This is a genomic window from Mesorhizobium sp. WSM4849, from assembly GCF_055811385.1.
On sequence record NZ_JBVVPW010000003.1, the window covers coordinates 56488 to 72648 of the forward strand.

Here is a 16161-nt window from a genome sequence, read left to right on the forward strand (position 1 = left end):
GTCCCTTTTTTCAGTGTCCGCGCGTCGCGGCGATCTCGGCGCCGTAGCGCATTTCGAGAAGTGTTTTCAAGACCAGCGTGACGAGCGCCAGGCCCGCAAGCAGCGAGGCGACGGCGAAGGCGGCGGCAGCATTGTACTCGTTATAGAGGATTTCGACATGCAGCGGCATGGTGTTGGTCAGCCCGCGTATGTGACCCGACACCACCGACACCGCGCCGAACTCGCCCATGGCGCGGGCATTGCACAACAAGACGCCGTAGAGCAGCCCCCATTTGACGTTGGGCAGCGTCACGTACCAGAAGGCCTGCCAGCCATTGGCGCCGAGCGACAGCGCCGCCTCCTCGTCGCCATTACCCTGTTCCTGCATCAAGGGGATCAGTTCGCGGGCGACGAAGGGAAAGGTGACGAAGATGGTGGCCAGCACGATGCCCGGCACGGCAAAGAGGATGACGATGCCATGCGACTTCAGCCAGGCGCCGAGCAGGCCTTGCGCGCCGAACAACAGCACATAGACCAGTCCGGAAATGACCGGCGAGACCGAAAACGGCAGGTCGATGAGCGTGGTTAGGAAGGCCTTGCCCTTGAACTCGAACTTGGCGATCGCCCAGGCGGCGGAGATGCCGAAGACGATGTTGAGCGGCACCGAGATCGCCGCCACCAGCAGTGTCAGGTGGATCGCCGAGCGCGTGTCGAGGTTGGTCAGCGCCTCCGTATAGGCACTGAGGCCCTTTGCGAAGGCTTCGTTGAAGACGACGATCAGCGGCAACAGCAGGAAAATGCCGAGGAAGGCAAAGGTCACGATCATCAGCACGGCTTTCGCCGGGCGGCTTTCGGTTACTGCCGCCGACTGGCTTTCGTGGTGCGGTGTGTAGGATTTGATCTCCGGATCAGCCATAGCGCTTGCGGCTCCACGTCTGCACCAGATTGATGACCAGAAGCATCACGAACGACAAAGCGAGCATGATCGCCGCGATCGCGGTCGCCGCCGCATAATTGTATTCCTCCAGCCGGATGACGATCAAAAGCGGCGCGATCTCGGATTTGTAGGGCAGATTGCCGGCGATGAAGATGACGGAGCCATACTCGCCGACACCGCGCGCGAAAGCCAGCGCAAAACCGGTGACGATGGCCGGCGCCAGGCCCGGAAGCAGAACCCGGGCGATGGTCTGGAAGCGATTGGCGCCGAGCGTGGCGGCCACTTCCTCCACCTCCTTGTCGATCTCCTCCATAATCGGCTGGACGGTGCGCACGACGAAGGGCAGGCCGATGAAGATCAGCGCGATGACGATGCCGAGCGGCGTGTAGGCGACCTTGATGCCGAGCGGCGCCAGCAGGCTGCCGAGCCAGCCATTCGGCGCGTAGAGCGTGGTCAGTGCGATGCCGGCCACCGCCGTCGGCAGCGCGAAGGGCAGGTCGACCATGGCATCGACGATTCGGCGGCCAGGAAAGCTGTAGCGCACCAGCACCCAGGCGACGATCGTGCCGAAGACGACATTGACCACGGCGGCAAAGAAGGCGGTGCCGAAGCTGATTTCAAGCGCATTGATGGTGCGGCGGTCGGTGGCGATCGCCCAGAAATCGGCCCAGCCGAGCGCGGCCGATCGCCAGATCAGCCCCGACAGGGGAATGAGGATGATGAGCGTGAGGTAGGCAAGCGAGAAGCCGAGCGTCAATCCGAAACCCGGAATGACGCTCGGCTGTCTGAACCGCCACCCCGCCTTGGCGGGTGCTGTGGTCATGTCGTCCTGATCTAGAATCTAGCTTACTGGGTCTACTGGGCCGGCTTGTAGATCTGGTCGAATATACCACCGTCGCCGAAATGGTAAGGCTGTGCTTTCTTCCAACCGCCAAAAAGCGGATCGTCGATGGTAATCAGCTTGATCTCAGGCAGTTTGGCGAGGTCCTCCGCCGGTACCAAATCGGGCTTCGACGGGCGATAGTGGTTCTTGGCAATCAGCGTCTGGCCTTCCTTGGAGTAGAGATAGCCTAGATAGGCTTCAGCGACTTTTCGCGTGCCCTTGGCATCGACATTGGCGTCGACCACGGCGACCGGCGGCTCGGCCAGGATCGAGGTCGGCGGGTAGACGATATCGAAATTGTCGGCGCCGAATTCGTCGAGCGCCAGATAGGCCTCGTTTTCCCAGGCCAGCAGCACGTCGCCCAGGCCTTTTTGCGCGAAGGTCACCGTCGCACCGCGCGCACCGGTGTCGAGCACCGGAACATGGGCGTACAGGTTGCCGACGAATTCCTTGGTCTTGGCCTCGTCACCGCCATCCTTGGCGTTGGCATAGGCCCAGGCGGCGAGATAGTTCCAGCGTGCGCCGCCCGAGGTCTTGGGGTTCGGCGTGATCACCTGGACGTCGTCCTTGACCAGATCGCCCCAGTCGTGGATGCCCTTCGGGTTGCCCTTGCGGACGAGGAAGATGATGGTCGAGGTGTAGGGCGCCGAATTGTTCTCGAACTTGGTCCGCCAGTCGGGATTGATCGTCTTCGATTTCTCCACGATGGCGTTGATGTCGCCTTCGAGCGCCAGCGTCACCACGTCGGCGTCGAGGCCGTCGATCACGGCGCGGGCCTGCGCGCCCGACCCGCCATGTGACTGCTGGACGGTTACCGTCTCACCGGTCTCGGCCTTCCAGTGGGCGGCAAAAGCCTCGTCGAATTGCTTGTACAACTCACGTGTCGGGTCATAGGACACGTTGAGTATGGTGGTATCGGCAAACGCGAAACCGAGCGTGCCGAACTGGACAGATGTGGCAACCAGTGCGCCGAGCAGTTTCCTGAAACGAGGATTGGTCATTTCCGCCTCCGTTGAGATCACCTCAATCTACTGAATTGGTAGAAATTAGATGCATTCAATGTTGCTTTTTTTGGCCTTGTGAAGCAATTTTTCGCCGACCTTTGGCCTCATGAGGAAATTCTTTCCTCGCAACGCTGCGGTGCGGATTCGGGCTCATGAAGCGATCTATCTAGAGACAGGTCGCGTCTCGGCAATGGCTGGATGTGGTGCGAGCGCGAATTGCCTTCGCAGCGGCCAGCGTTTAGTCGGCGGTCACGGGAAAATCGAAGCGCTGCTTTGGAAATGGCTCGTTTTCCAGCGTGAAGTGCCACCATTCGCGCGCATAATTCCTGAAGCCGCCGGCGCGCATGGCCTCGACAAGCCTCTTGCGATTTGCGGTTGCTTCCCCGGCGAGCGGACGGTGCGCCGTTTCGCTCATCGGGTCGAAACAGTCGAAGCCGGTGCCGAAATCAAGCGTTTCGGCATCTGATACACCGCAGGCCTGTTTCGGAGCGGTTTTGCGGTCGGCTCGCGCGATGGCGACATCGACGGTCGAGCCGCGCGAATGCGTCGACAGTTCGCCGACATAGCCTTTGGCGATGAGGTCCTTGCGCTTGACCGTCGGATACCATTGCGGGTCGGGTGGTCCGCCTTCCCCAGTCCATTCGCCCATGTCCGAGACGGCGCGCGCCGGGCGGTAGCAGTCGAACACGACCAGCGTCAGCCCCTCGGCGGCAATCGCTTTCTGGACTCCGGAAAGCGCTTCCGCCGCTCGCCCGGTGAGGATGCATACCGGCGCGTCGTAGCCGGCTGCCTTGCGGTGCAGGAAATTATCTGTGCGGGCGTAGCGGATGTCCTGCCGGATGGTGCGATCGATGTCGGCCAGCCGAACGAAGCCGGCGGGGAGGTCTGCGGACAAGACAGGGGCGGTACCGGCAGCCGACAGCAGGGCGCAAAACGCAATGCGCTGAATCGCTTGGCGCATTCTATTCAACGAACACTTTCACGCTGGCCGCGCGCCCGGCCGCGTCGATCACGGTCAGGGTCGAATAGCCGGCGCCGTCCGGCTGCCAGGTCGCGGTGCGCCGCCGGTCGATGCCGACCAGCGGCTTGCCATTGGCCAGCCAGCGGAACGGGGCGCGGCCGCCTTGCAGCTTCAGCACAAGCGGCGTGGCGTCGGCGGCAGTGGTGCCGAGATCGACGCGGGCGCCGTCGGGCGGAAAAATGATCGTCGGCGCGGGCTCGGTCGACGTCGCCTGGACCAACCCGTCGGCGCCAGAACCGAAGCGCGCCAATGTCACCGGCAGTTCGTCGCGCCTGGGTCTGACGACGCCGGCCGGCTGGCTTGGCAGCGGCACGGCAGCCAGGCCGGAGCGGACAAAGCCCTCGAACAGGATCGGTGCGGCCGAGACATAGCCGGACAGGCCAGGCACCGCGCCGGCATCAGGACGGCCGACCCAGACGCCCAGCACGTAGCGCCCGTCGAAGCCGACCGACCAGGCATCACGGTAGCCGTAGGAGGTGCCAGTCTTGTAGGCGATGCCGCGCCGGGCGGCACCCTCGGGCGGCTTGACGCCCGACAATATGTCGGTGATCTGCCAGTTCGCCTGATCGTCGAGGATGGAAGCGGTGGAGCGTTCGGCATTCGCCGGCTCGGTGCCGTCATGCAGCGTGTGCGCCTTGCCGCCATTGGCAAGCCCGGCATAGAGCTGGACGAGGTCGCGCAGCGTCACGCCGACGCCGCCAAGGCCGATGGCGAGACCCGGCGCCTTGTTGATGGGCAATATCGGCGCGACGCCGACTTGGCGGAAGCGCGCGAGCAGCCGCGCCGGCCCGACCGCGTCGAGCACACTGATCGCCGGCACGTTGAGCGACAGTTGCAGCGCCTGCCGAATGCTGACGTCGCCCTGGTAGTCCATGTCGAAATTCTTCGGCCGGTAGCCGGAAAAATCGGTCGGCCTGTCGTCGATCAGTGTTTCCTGCGCGACCAATCCCTGTTCGAAGGCGAGCCCGTAGATGAACGGTTTCAGCGTCGAACCGGGCGAGCGGACGATCCTGGTCATGTCGATCCAGCCGGAGCGGCTGGCGTCGAAATAGTTGGCAGAGCCGACTTCGCCGAGGATCTCACCGGTGCGGGCGTCGGCCAGCACCATGGCGACGGAGAGGCGGGGGCCAAGCCTGGTTGCAGCATCCCTGGCCACCTGTTCCAGCCCTTCCTGGACGCTCTTGCGGATCGTCAGTCGCAGCTTCTGGCCAGGAACGGCCCTGGGCAGCATCGCATTGGAGGCATGGGCGGCGAGCGCCGGCAGCGTGCGGCGGATGGCGGAAACGTCGTCGAGCGCGGCGCGTGCGGCCTCGCGCTCGCCGAGCAGGCCTGACGAAACCATCCGCATCAGCACCCGGTCGCGGGCGGCGTGGGCGATTGAAAGGTTGCGGTCGGGCCGGCGCTTTTCCGGCAATTGCGGCAATGCGACGAGCAGGGCCGCCTCCGAGACCGTCAGCCGCTTCGGCTCCTTGCCGAAATAGGCGAGCGAGGCGGCGCGCACACCTTCGAGATTGCCGCCATAGGGGGCCAGCGTCAAATAGCGTTCGAGGATCTCGCGTTTGGTGAGCCGCCGCTCGACCTGTAGGGCGCGCAGCATCTGCTTGACCTTCGAGCCAAGGCTGCGGCTGTCGCGCGGTTCGGTCAGCCTGGCGAGTTGCATCGACAGTGTCGAGCCGCCGGAGACGATACGGCCATTGACCACGAACTGGCCGGCGGCGCGGGCCAGCGCCAGCACGTCGACGCCTTGATGGCCCCAGAAGCGCTTGTCCTCATAAGTGACCAGCATGTCGACGAACTGCCTGTCGACCTGATCGAGGCGGGTCGAGAGCCGCCAATAGCCGTCCGGCGTGGCGAAGGCCCGCAACAGCTGGCCGTCGCGGTCCTGCACTTCGGTCGACACCGTGAGCTCGGCCGGCAGCGGCGGCGGAAAGGCGCGGTCGAGCTGCCAAAGGGTGGCGGCGGACAGGACGAGGAAGCCGGCGAGGGAGGCGGCGGCGATGGCTGCTCGGCGCAGGAATTTTTTGGAGAGCACGGCGCTGCCCCTCATCCGCCTGCCGGCACCTTCTCCCCGTATAGTGACGGGGAGAAGGGGGCTGTCGCGACCCTTGGCGGCTTTTCTGCGACGTTCGAGGCTGGCGAAAACTTCGGCGCAAGCTTCTTTCTCCCCGTCTCCTTACGGGGAGAAATGCCCGGCAGGGCAATGGGGGGCAGCGCCATCGCCATGTTCCTGTTCGCCATCTTTGCCTTACGGCGCCTTGACCTCCATCATGCCGGTCGCGGTGCGTGCCGAATATTGCGGCCGGTACATGTCGTCGACAGTTGCCGCCGGATGGGCAAAGGTGCCCGGCGTCACCGCGCGCACGACATAGGCGAGCGTGATGTTGCGGTCGCCGTCGCCATCGTTCGGATTGAAGGCCGCGACGAAACGATCGTCGCGGAATTCGAGATGGGCGGCGTCGGTCTGGGCCAGCCAGGAGAAGTTCGATAACTGGGCGCTGGAAACCAGGCCCGGATTGTCGATCTCGAAGCCGGCCGGCAGCAGATCGGTGATCACCAGCCGCGACGGCCATTTGTTCTGCTCGTAGACCTTGAGCACGACGACATAGCGTTCGTTCTGGGTCGCCTCCGTGACATTGGCTTCGGTGCCGTCGAGCTTGTAGTAGGTGCGGCCGATGGTGAAGCCGTTGCCGCTGGCCGGCAGCGGCTGGATCGGCGAGGCCACCGTGGTGACGACTGCCTGCAGCGGGTTGCTGCCGGTGTTGGCGACGGTCAGTGGACTGTCGGCAAGGTCGCTACCGGCGATCTGGTCCGAATAGGCGCCGGCATGCGGCGCGCCGTTGATGGTCAGCGCGATCGAATCGTTGCCGGCCTTCAGTGCGCGGGCCGCCAGCAGCATCCAGGACTCGTCCTGCGTGCTGGTCCATCTGACGGCGGCGCGTTCCCGCGTCACCCGCTTGATCAGCGCCGGCACGATCGTCGGTACCGGCTTCGATTCGGCGGCGAGCGCCAGCATCGCCGCGCCGTCACGCAGCGGCGAGCCATAGTCGGACCTGTAGTAGTCGTATGCGGAGGTCGACTGGGCCAGTTGCAGGGCGGCCTGGAAGGCGGCTTCCGAGCGCTGCGTGTCGCCGTAGAGCGCCAGGCCCGCCGCCAATTGGGCGACGGCCATCGGGCTGGAAAAGGCTTCGAGCTGTGTGTCGGCATAGTAGCGCAGATCGCCGATCGAGGCCTTCTTGTTGCGGGCCAGCACATAGAGCGCATAGGCGATCTCACTGCCGCGATCCTTGACGTCCTGGTCGTAGCCGATCGCGTTTTGCAGATTGCTCAGCGCCTGGTTCATTGCCTGGGCCGGCACGTCGTATTTCTGCTCGCGCGCCCGGGTCAGGAAGTCGGTGACATAGGCGTCGAGCCACAGGTCGCCGGAGCCTGGACCCCACAGGCCGAAGCTGCCGGCCGAGGCCTGGTAGCTCAGCACCTTGTAGATGGCGTCCTGGATGCGGCCATGCAGGCCGGCGTCGCTGGCCATGCCGACGCCCGAGGCCATCTCGCTGACATACAGAAGCGGCATGGCGCGGCTGGTGGTCTGCTCGGCGCAGCCGTAGGGATAGCGGTCGAGCGTCATCAGGAGCGACGGCACGTCGAAGGCCGCCGCCTGCGAAACGCCGACGCTGACCGAAGCGCCGTCGAGCAGGCTTGCCGCCAGGAGCTCCTTGTCGACGCGCAGCGACCCGCCATTGCCCTTGAGGTCGACCACCATGCGGGTGGTCACCGGCAATTGCGCCGGGCGCACCGGCACATAGAGCGTCTGCTCGACAGCGGTGCCGTCGGCATGGGCGAGCTTGATGGTGATCGAGGCGTCACCGGGCGTTTCAGCGATCAGCGGCACGGTCAGCGTCTGCCGCTTGCCCTTGGCGAGCGTCAGCTTTTCGGGCAGGGCGGCACTGCCGGTCGAAAGATTGCCGGTGGTGTTTATCGACAGTGCATAGTCGCCCTCCGGACCGTCGCGGTGTCGGTGACATCGAGCCGCATGACGGCCGAATCGTCGGGCGCCAGGAAGCGCGGCAAGCCGGCGGTGATCACCACCGGATCGCGCACGCTCACGTCGGACTGGGCATGGCCGACCCCGTCCTCGGTCCAGGCGACGGCCATGACGCGCACGGTGCCGTTGAACTGCGGGATGTCGAAGTTGATCCGCGCCTTGCCGTCGGCATCGAGCTGAACCGGACCGGAGAAGAAGGCGACCAGCTTTTCGGTCGGCGGGTTGCCTTGCGACTGTATGTTGGCGCCGTCGCCGCCGGTGCGCAGCTTGCCTGACGTGCCCAGCGAGCCGTCGATCAGGCGGCCGTAGAGGTCGCGTACTTCAAGGCCGAGCATGCGCTGGCCGAAGAACCAGGTCTCCGGATCCGGCACCTTGTAATTGGTCAGATTGAGAATGCCGACATCGACGGCCGCGACCATGACATAGGCGTTGGCGCCCGGCTGCACGCCGGCCACAGAGACCGGGATCGACAGCTGCTGGCGTGGCATGGTCTTGTCCGGCGGCGTCAAGGTGACGGCGAGCTTCTTGGAGCCCGGATCGACCTTCAGCCATTTGACGCCTATGGCGCGCGCCGGCATGCGGGTTTCCTGCGCATCGCCCGGCCTGAACAGCGTTGCCGTGACATAGGCGCCGGCGCCCCAGTCGTCGCCGACCGGGATGTCGATGGTGCTACCGCCGGCCGGCACGCTGGCTGTGACGGTCTTCAAGAGTTTGTCGGCGCCGATGCTGACGAGCAGCTCGCCGGCAAAATGCGGCGACACCTTGAGCTTGGCCACTTCGCCCGCCGCGTAGTTATCCTTGTCGAGGGCGATTTCCAGGCCGTCAGGCGTTTCGGTTGTGGTGGAGCTAACATACCAGCCGGCGTCGAATTCGTAGCTGGTCGCCGGCCCTTCCGGGTCCGAGGTCTCGATTTCGAGCCGATAGCGGCCCCAGTCGACCGGCAGCGAGACGGTGGCCTCGCCGTTAGCGGTCAGGTCGACCTGGCCGTTGGCCACCGACTTGGTGAAAGTGACCGGCTCATAGTTCCAGGAATTGCTCGAGCGGTACCATTGGTAATTGCGTTCGACCTTGACCAGCGACCATTGCGCGCCCTGCAACGCCTCGCGCTTGCCGTCGGGGTCAACGGCAATCAGGCTGAACTTCGCCGTGCCGCCTTGCGGCACCTCGTCACCGTCGAAATCCGGGCGGATGCCGATCATGTGGCCTTGCGGCCGGATGCCGATGTTGAGCGAGCGCTCGACGGCGCGGCCGCCGGTTTCGCGCATCCTGACCGTAACCTTGGCATCGACCAGTTTGGTGGTCGAGGGCAACTGGTCGACGGAAACCGGGAAGGTTGCCTTGCCGTCTTCACCGACCACGGGCAGGCCGGTGAACGGCGTGACTGACGGTTCCGCCGACTGCTCGTCGGCGAGGCCGAAGGAATAGCCCTTGAAGCGGTCCCAGTCGCGGATGGTCGACAGCGTCAGTTCGCCTTCGAGCGCCAGCCCCGCGGCCGGCGCGCCATAAAGGAAGCGGCCGTCGACGGTGACGTTGGCAGTTTCGCCCTGCGCGATCTCCTGCTTGTCGGAGGACAGGTCGAACTCGATGCGATCCGGCACGAAATCCTCGACCAGGAACATCTGGCTAGCGACCGCCGCCTGCTTGGGGTCGGTGTGGATCGCTACCGTCCAGGTGCCGCGCATGGCGTTGGGTTCGAGCGGCAGGTCGACGGCATGGCCGCCGGCCGACACGCCATCGCTGACGATGCGGCGGTTCTCGACGCCGTCGGGACGGGTGAAGATGAAGGTCAGCGGCAGGTTCTCGACCGCCTTGGCGGCGCCATCGCGGGCAAGCGCCGCGACATGGACGTCCTCGCCGGCGCGGTAGATGCCGCGTTCGGTCCAGGCATAGACGTCGAGCGCGCCCGGCGCCGGACGCCCGGTGACGCCACGATCGGAAAGATCGAAGCCGGCGCGGCCCATGTCGAGGAAGACGAAGTCGCTGTCACCCTGCTTGGCTGTCAGCACGGCTGGGACCATGCCGCCGTCGCCGCGCGTCAGTCCAGGGTTGAAGACGGCGCGGCCTTCCGCGTCCGTGGTTGCGGTGCCAAGGATTTCATTGTTCCTTGCCAGCAGCGTCAGTTCAGCACCTGATATCGGCTTGGCGGTTCCGAGCGAACGGGCAAAGACGTTCAGCCCATCCTGCCCGGTATAGGTCGACAGGCCGATATCGGAGACGACGAACCATTGCGTGGCGCGCGAATCATAGTCGTTGTCATTCTCATCGACCGGCTGCGCGGTCAGCACATAGACGCCGGGCTTGCGCTGCGGCAGCGCTTCGTCGACCGGGAAGGAGGTGGTGACTTCCTTGTTCAGGTCGTTGGCGATGTCGAGCTGGCCTTGCCAGACCGGCTCGCCCATCTGATCGGAAATGTTGGAGATGTCGTAGCCGTCAAGCTGGCGCAGGAACTGATAGCCGGACAGAAGCTGGGTCAGCGAGCGGTCGCCGATGCGGTAGAGCTTCATTTCGGCGACGTTCATGTTGACGGTGACGACCGGGATGCCGCGGCGCGCGCCGGCAGGCAGCACGAACCTGTCGCCGGTGAAACGGGCGGACGGAGCGCGGTCCTGCACATAGATCGACAGCACCACCGGGGTGGTGATCACCTCGCCGATGGCGGCCGGCAGGCCGGGGCGGAAGGTCACGTCGTAATGCTGGCCGTGCTCGAGCCCCTCGACGCAGATCTGCTTGTCCTTGGCCTCGACACCCTTGGGGGCGGCGTTGTCGACGGTGACGAATTGCGAATAGTCGACGCCGGTCTTGACCAGGTCCTCGGAAAACTGGGCGCAGATGCGCGGCGCGCTGGTGTCGGCGTCAACCGTGTGATCGACGACGCGGAAGCCCTTGCGGGCCTTGAGGTCCTGATAGGCGGCCGTGACCCAAGGCGAACTTACCAGCGCGAGGCTCGCTTCGTAGGCCTGCAGGGCCGGCCGAGCGAGGTCGCGGCGATCGAGCCCGTCGCCAAGCAGCGCCAGCGCTTCGGCGCGCGTTTTTGTGGTGCGCAGCAATTTGTAGGCGTTGAAGCCGGCGGAAGTGGCGTTCGCCGGCAGGGAGGACGCCTCCGTGCTGTTGGCGATCGGCTGCACGGCGAGCGTTTCCCGCGCCAGTTCAAGCCAGAGCTGGCCATCTTCGGGCAATACCGAAACCAAAGCCTCGTATTTTTGGATGGCCAAGCGGTGGTCGCCAGTCTGCGACGCTTGTTTTGCCGCCTCCCGCAGCGCCGTCAGCCCTTCGGTGGGCTTGGTGTAGGCCGGGCCGGTGAGCCTGTTGCGGTATTGCTGGGCCTGGTCGGCCATCCAGGCGGGGAAGAAGGCGAGGTCCGGCGGCGCGCCGATATCGGGGTCGCCTTCGACGTTGATGACCTTGCCGGCGACGGCGCCCTTGAAAGGTTTCAGCGTGTTATAGTCCGATTTGAGAAAACACCATTTGGCCTTGGGGTTATAGGTGAAGGCGCGGCAGGCGGGATCGCCGAGACATTTCGTCTTGCACTGGTCGAGGCTGACATTCTGGTCGGATCTGAGATCGAAACCGAAATAATCGGAATTGTCCGACGTCACCACCCGGCGCGCTTCGGCCGCTTGCGCGACACTGCTCCAGGCGAAAAAGAGAAGGAAAAAGATCGACAGACCACGAGCCGCGCGCATTGCCATAACACCCCTCCAGACACTGCTTACGTTACGTCTACGTTTCGTCCAGACATGTTCAAGCTCAGTCACGCTTGTCAATACGAGGACGCGGCAGGTTCCGCCTGCCAACGGTTTCCTTTCCGGCCGATGACCGGTAGTACCTCCATAGGACAGGGATCACGCATTCTTGCGGCGACGCAGAAGGTGTGAATTCCAAGCCCTGTCCATTTCAGACAATTGGATTGTGGCTCCTTTACGAGCAATTCAGAACTTCATTCCAATTTTAGCTTTGGCAGCTAGTGTAGAGTTGTAATGTCGGCGTATGAAAGGCAGATGTCGGGAGGAACCGCGCCACGGCGTGTGCTTTCGCACGCCCTGCTTTTCGCCTTGCTGTGCTCGACTGCATTGGTTGCCGCGAGCGGAAATGCGGCCGCTTTCGAGATCTTCGGCATCAAGCTGTGGGGATCGTCAGAGGATGAAGACGCCGACATCGTCGATCCGCTGCGCTATGCGGTGACCATCGAGGCGCCCGACGCCGACGAGGACCTCGCCGAGAAGCTCGAAAACGCCTCGGCGCTGAAGGACGACGAAGAACGCCCGGTTTCCGGTTCGCTCGGCCTGCTGGCCAAGGCGCGTGGCGACCGCGATCAGCTTGTCGCCGCACTCTACGCGGACGCCCGCTACGAGGGCGTCGTCACCATCACCATCGAAGGCAAGCCGCTCGACGATTTGCCGCCCGACGCCGAATTTTCGGGTCCGCAGCCGATCCCGGTGGTGATCAACATTGCGACCGGGCCGAAATTCACGCTTGGCGACATCAGGCTGGAGGGCGATGCGGCGGGGTTGGCGGGCGCCGATTTCGGCCTGATCGCAGGCGGCGATGCCGGTTCCGGTGCCGTGCTCAAGGCCGAGGCGTCGATCGTGCGGGCGCTCAAAGAGGAAGGCAGGCCGCTGGCCAAGGTGACGGACCGCGAGATTGTCGCCGACCACGCCACCTCGACGCTCGACGTAACGCTGACCGTGGCGGCCGGGCCGGTTGCCGGCTACGGCGACACCACGGTCGAGGGCACCGAAAAGGTCGACCGCGATTTCACCGAATATATGACCGGCCTGAAGCGAGGCCGCCAATATTCGCCGGAAGAGATCGACGAAGCGCGCGACCGTCTGCTCGGGCTGGAAGTCTTCAACAGCGTGACGCTGAAGGAGGCCGACGGTCTCGACGCCGACGGCAACATCCCGATCGGCGTCGAAGTGAGTGAGCGCAAGCCGCGCTATTTCGGCCTTGGCGGCACCTTCTCCAACACCGAAGGGCTCGGCCTCGAAGGCTATTGGGGCCACCGCAACCTGTTCGGCCGTGCCGAAAAGCTGCGCATCGAGGGCGCAATCAGCGGTATCGGCAGCAATGAGTTTACCGAGCTCAACTACAATGCCGGCATCATGTTCGAAAAGCCGGGAGTCGTCGGGCCGGCGTCGAAATTCTTCGCCGGCGTCGGCACCGTATTAGAGCATCCCGACGCCTACGACAATTTCTCGGTCAAGGGCAACATCGGCCTGTCTTATGAACTCGACAAGCAGCAGACGGTTTCCGCGGAAGTCGCGCTCGACTATTCGAAGATCACCGATTCTTTCGGCAAGCACACCTATCTGATTGCCAGCGTTCCGCTGCGATATGTCTATGACAACCGCGACAACCGGCTGAACCCGACGACGGGATTCAGGGCGCTGGCCTATGCCGAGCCGAGCTACGAGATTTTGAACGGTGCGGCCTTCGTCAAGCTGAGGGGCGAAGGATCGACCTATCAGTCGCTCGACACGGCTTCGAAATTCATCCTGGCCGAACGCGTCGCCATCGGCTCGATCATCGGTGCCGGCCTTCAGGATGTTCCGGCCGACCAGCGCTTCTATTCAGGCGGCGGCGGCTCGGTGCGCGGTTATGCCTATCAGGGCATCGGTCCGAAGGACGCCGACGGACAGCCGATCGGCGGGCTTTCGTTGTTCGAGACCTCGGTCGAGATGCGCATCGCCATCACCGACACGATCGGCTTCGTACCGTTCGTCGATGCCGGCACCGTCTCGACCAGGCAATTCCCAGATTTTTCTGGCATGAAGGTCGGCGCCGGCGTCGGCTTGCGCTATATTACGCCGTTCGGACCGCTGCGCATCGATGCGGCGGTGCCGCTCAACCGGGGTCCCGATGACCCGCATTTCGGCATCTATGCCGGCATCGGGCAGGCGTTCTGATGACAATGGTCAAGCGCATCCTCCGCATTGTCCTTTTCGCGCTGCTCATCGTGGTGGCGGCGGTGGTCGGTGCGCTCGTCGTGCTGACCAAGACCGAGCGCGGCCGCGACAATCTCGCCGGCATCATCTCGACCATGGCGTCGACCGATGACCAGAAGGTCAGGGTCAGCGGCATCGACGGCATCTGGTCCGGTGCGCTGACTGTCGATCATGTGGTGCTGGAGGATCGCCAGGGCGCCTGGCTGGTGGCGCGCAAGGTGGCCGTCGACTGGTCGCCGCTGGCGCTTCTGTCGAAAAACTTCAGCGCCGGCCGCATCGCCGCCGATCGCATCGAGCTGGCGCGGCTGCCGGTGGCCGGCACCCAGCCGAGCCAAGGTGGCGACACCACCCTGCCGGTGTCGCTCGACATCAAGCAGATCGACCTGCCGGAAATCGCGGTCGGGCAGGCGCTGGCCGGCAGCGATATCGCAGAGCTCGCGGCCAAGGGTTCGTTCAAGGCCGACGCGGCGCCATTGGCGCTAGAAACCAGCCTCAACATCACCCGCCACGACGGCAAGCAAGGCAAGGTCGACGCCAACATCCATTTCGCGCCCGCCGACAATAAGCTCGACCTCGATCTGAAGGCATCCGAGCCGGCCGGCGGCATCATCGCCAATCTGCTCAATTTGCCGGATGCGCCGCCGGTCAACATCGTCGTCACCGGCACGGGGCCGGTCGCCAACTGGAGCGGCATCGGTACCTTCGTCGTCGACGGCCAGATCGTCACCCAGCTGACCGGTCGCCACCAGCTCACCGACAAGGGCAACTATGTCGAGGCCAAGGGCGACGGCGACTTCCAGCGCTTCATGCCCGACAATCTGAAGTCCTTGTTTGCCGGCAAGACCAGCTTCGACCTTGCCGGAACCGCGATCATGACGGGCGGCGTCGAGGTCGAGCGCGCCAGCATCGACAGCGATGCCGTGCATGGCACGGCGGCGGGCATCATCGACCCCAACGGCGCCAGCGACCTTTCGGTGGAGCTCGCCGCTAAGGGTCCACCAATCGTGCTCAGTCTCGGCACCACGGCGCAGCCGGTGACCGTCGCGATCACCGGCGCCACGGCGCGCGCGTTCGGCGGCGGCAAGGCGCCGATAGTCGACATCGGCGCGTCGCTGGTCTCGGTGGTTGCGGGCGGCACGCGGGTGGACGATCTGGCGGCTGAGATCCATTCCGACGGCTTCGACATCCAGGACCGCAGCGGACCGCTCACCATCAAGCTTGCGGCCGGTGGCCTCAACACCGACGTGGCGACGCTGGCGCCGCTGGTGACCGGCAGGGTGACCGCCGACCTCGCCGGGTCGGTGAGCAAGGACGAGATCGTCGTCGATCAAGGCACGCTGCGCAGCGACGCGCTCAATGCCTCGGTGACGTCCAGGGTGACGCTGGCCGATTTGGCGATGACGCTCAAGATGAATGCCGATGCCGTCTCGACGGCGCTGCCGCCGCAGATCCGCTCGGTTCTCGGCGAGCGTGTGACATTCTCGGCGACCGCGACCCGCGACCCACAAGGCTCATTTGCCGCCAATGCGCTGCAATTCACTTCGGGCTCACTCAGCGCCAGCGGCACCGCCAGCGCGACGGGCACCGACATCCAGGCCGACATCAAGGGCACGCTCGGCGACGTTTCGGTGCTGTCGCCGATGGTTGGCGTACCGGTCGGCGGGGCGGTCGATTTCGCGCTGACGGCCAGCGGCGCGCGCACGGCGCCGGATTTCTCAGTCTCGGCCGACAGCGATAGCCTGACCGCGTCGGGCCGCACGGTTAAGACGATCAAGCTGACTGCGACGGGGAAGGCCGACATCGCCAATCCCGCTGCCGATGTCGCACTGACAGGGTCCGTCGACGACCAGCCGCTCGATCTTAGGGCATCGTTGGTGACGAGCGGCGGAAAGCGTTCCATTAACGGGCTTAGCCTGTCGCTGGCCGACAACAAGGTCTCGGGCGATCTCGCTCTCGACGACAGCTTGCTGCCGCTCGGCACGCTGACACTCGAAGCGCCCGATATCGGGCCGCTGGCCGCACTTGCCGGGCAGACGGCGGCAGGCGACGTGCAGGGCAGCATCCGCCTCTCGAGTGATGGTGGCGCGCCGACGGTCGCGATCGATCTGACAAGCGGGTCTATTTCGCGCGGCGATCTGGCGGCAAAGACCATCGCAGCCAAGGCGCTGGTCGCCAACTATCTCAAGACACCGGCGATCTCCGGCACGATCAAGGCTGAAACGGTCACTTCGGGGGCCACCGTGATCAGCGGCATCGGTGTCGATTTGAAGCGCGAAGGCGACTGGACAGGCTTTTCCGGCGGCGCCACCGTCAAGGACATTCCGGCCAGGGCCGAAGGCAGGGTGAAGATCGC

The 16161-nt window shown here is 64.7% G+C and carries 7 protein-coding genes and 1 pseudogene; 2 read left to right on the forward strand and 6 right to left on the reverse strand.

All coding sequences use genetic code 11. From position 1 onward, the window contains the following. Positions 1 to 10: 10 nt before the first annotated feature. The 6 genes and pseudogenes from cysW to AC0L3L_RS03780 all read right to left on the reverse strand — a co-directional run bounded on the left by cysW (position 11) and on the right by AC0L3L_RS03780 (position 11552). Positions 11 to 895, reverse strand: coding sequence for a sulfate ABC transporter permease subunit CysW (gene cysW / locus AC0L3L_RS03755; RefSeq protein ID WP_473485171.1), 885 nt, complete (start codon positions 893 to 895; stop codon positions 11 to 13). Further along, positions 888 to 1739: a sulfate ABC transporter permease subunit CysT gene (gene cysT, locus AC0L3L_RS03760; protein ID WP_473485172.1), complete on the reverse strand. Its 852-nt coding sequence runs from the start codon at positions 1737 to 1739 to the stop codon at positions 888 to 890. The genes cysW and cysT overlap by 8 nt, the downstream gene beginning before the upstream one ends. A 32-nt stretch (positions 1740 to 1771) precedes the next feature. Further along, entirely contained in the window at positions 1772 to 2800 is a 1029-nt protein-coding gene (locus AC0L3L_RS03765) for a sulfate ABC transporter substrate-binding protein (protein WP_473485173.1), read from the reverse strand. Between the two features lie 241 nt (positions 2801 to 3041). Next, on the reverse strand, positions 3042 to 3698 hold the full coding sequence (locus tag AC0L3L_RS03770; protein WP_473636600.1) for a M15 family metallopeptidase: 657 nt from the start codon (positions 3696 to 3698) through the stop codon (positions 3042 to 3044). Positions 3699 to 3765: 67 nt separating this feature from the next. Next, positions 3766 to 5871 carry a penicillin-binding protein 1C gene (pbpC, locus tag AC0L3L_RS03775; RefSeq protein ID WP_473636601.1) on the reverse strand — a complete coding sequence of 702 codons (2106 nt, stop codon included), beginning with the start codon at positions 5869 to 5871 and terminating at the stop codon, positions 3766 to 3768. A gap of 198 nt (positions 5872 to 6069) precedes the next feature. Further along, positions 6070 to 11552 (reverse strand): annotated as a pseudogene (locus AC0L3L_RS03780) (alpha-2-macroglobulin family protein). Between the two features lie 288 nt (positions 11553 to 11840). On the opposite strand from AC0L3L_RS03780, the gene AC0L3L_RS03785 reads away from it, so the two are divergent. Continuing rightward, positions 11841 to 13769, forward strand: a complete 1929-nt coding sequence (locus tag AC0L3L_RS03785; protein ID WP_473636602.1) for an autotransporter assembly complex protein TamA — start codon at positions 11841 to 11843, stop codon at positions 13767 to 13769. Next, a partial coding sequence (locus AC0L3L_RS03790) for a translocation/assembly module TamB domain-containing protein (protein WP_473636603.1) occupies positions 13769 to 16161 on the forward strand: 2393 nt, incomplete at its 3' end. The genes AC0L3L_RS03785 and AC0L3L_RS03790, both read left to right, overlap by 1 nt.

Bases quoted from the DNA above. Each gene is read 5' to 3' on its own strand.
- cysW (WP_473485171.1), bottom strand. From the start codon at position 895: ATGGCTGATCCGGAGATCAAATCCTACACACCGCACCACGAAAGCCAG.
- cysT (WP_473485172.1), bottom strand. From the start codon at position 1,739: ATGACCACAGCACCCGCCAAGGCGGGGTGGCGGTTCAGACAGCCGAGC.
- AC0L3L_RS03765 (WP_473485173.1), bottom strand. From the start codon at position 2,800: ATGACCAATCCTCGTTTCAGGAAACTGCTCGGCGCACTGGTTGCCACA.
- pbpC (WP_473636601.1), bottom strand. From the start codon at position 5,871: ATGAGGGGCAGCGCCGTGCTCTCCAAAAAATTCCTGCGCCGAGCAGCC.
- AC0L3L_RS03785 (WP_473636602.1), top strand. From the start codon at position 11,841: ATGTCGGCGTATGAAAGGCAGATGTCGGGAGGAACCGCGCCACGGCGT.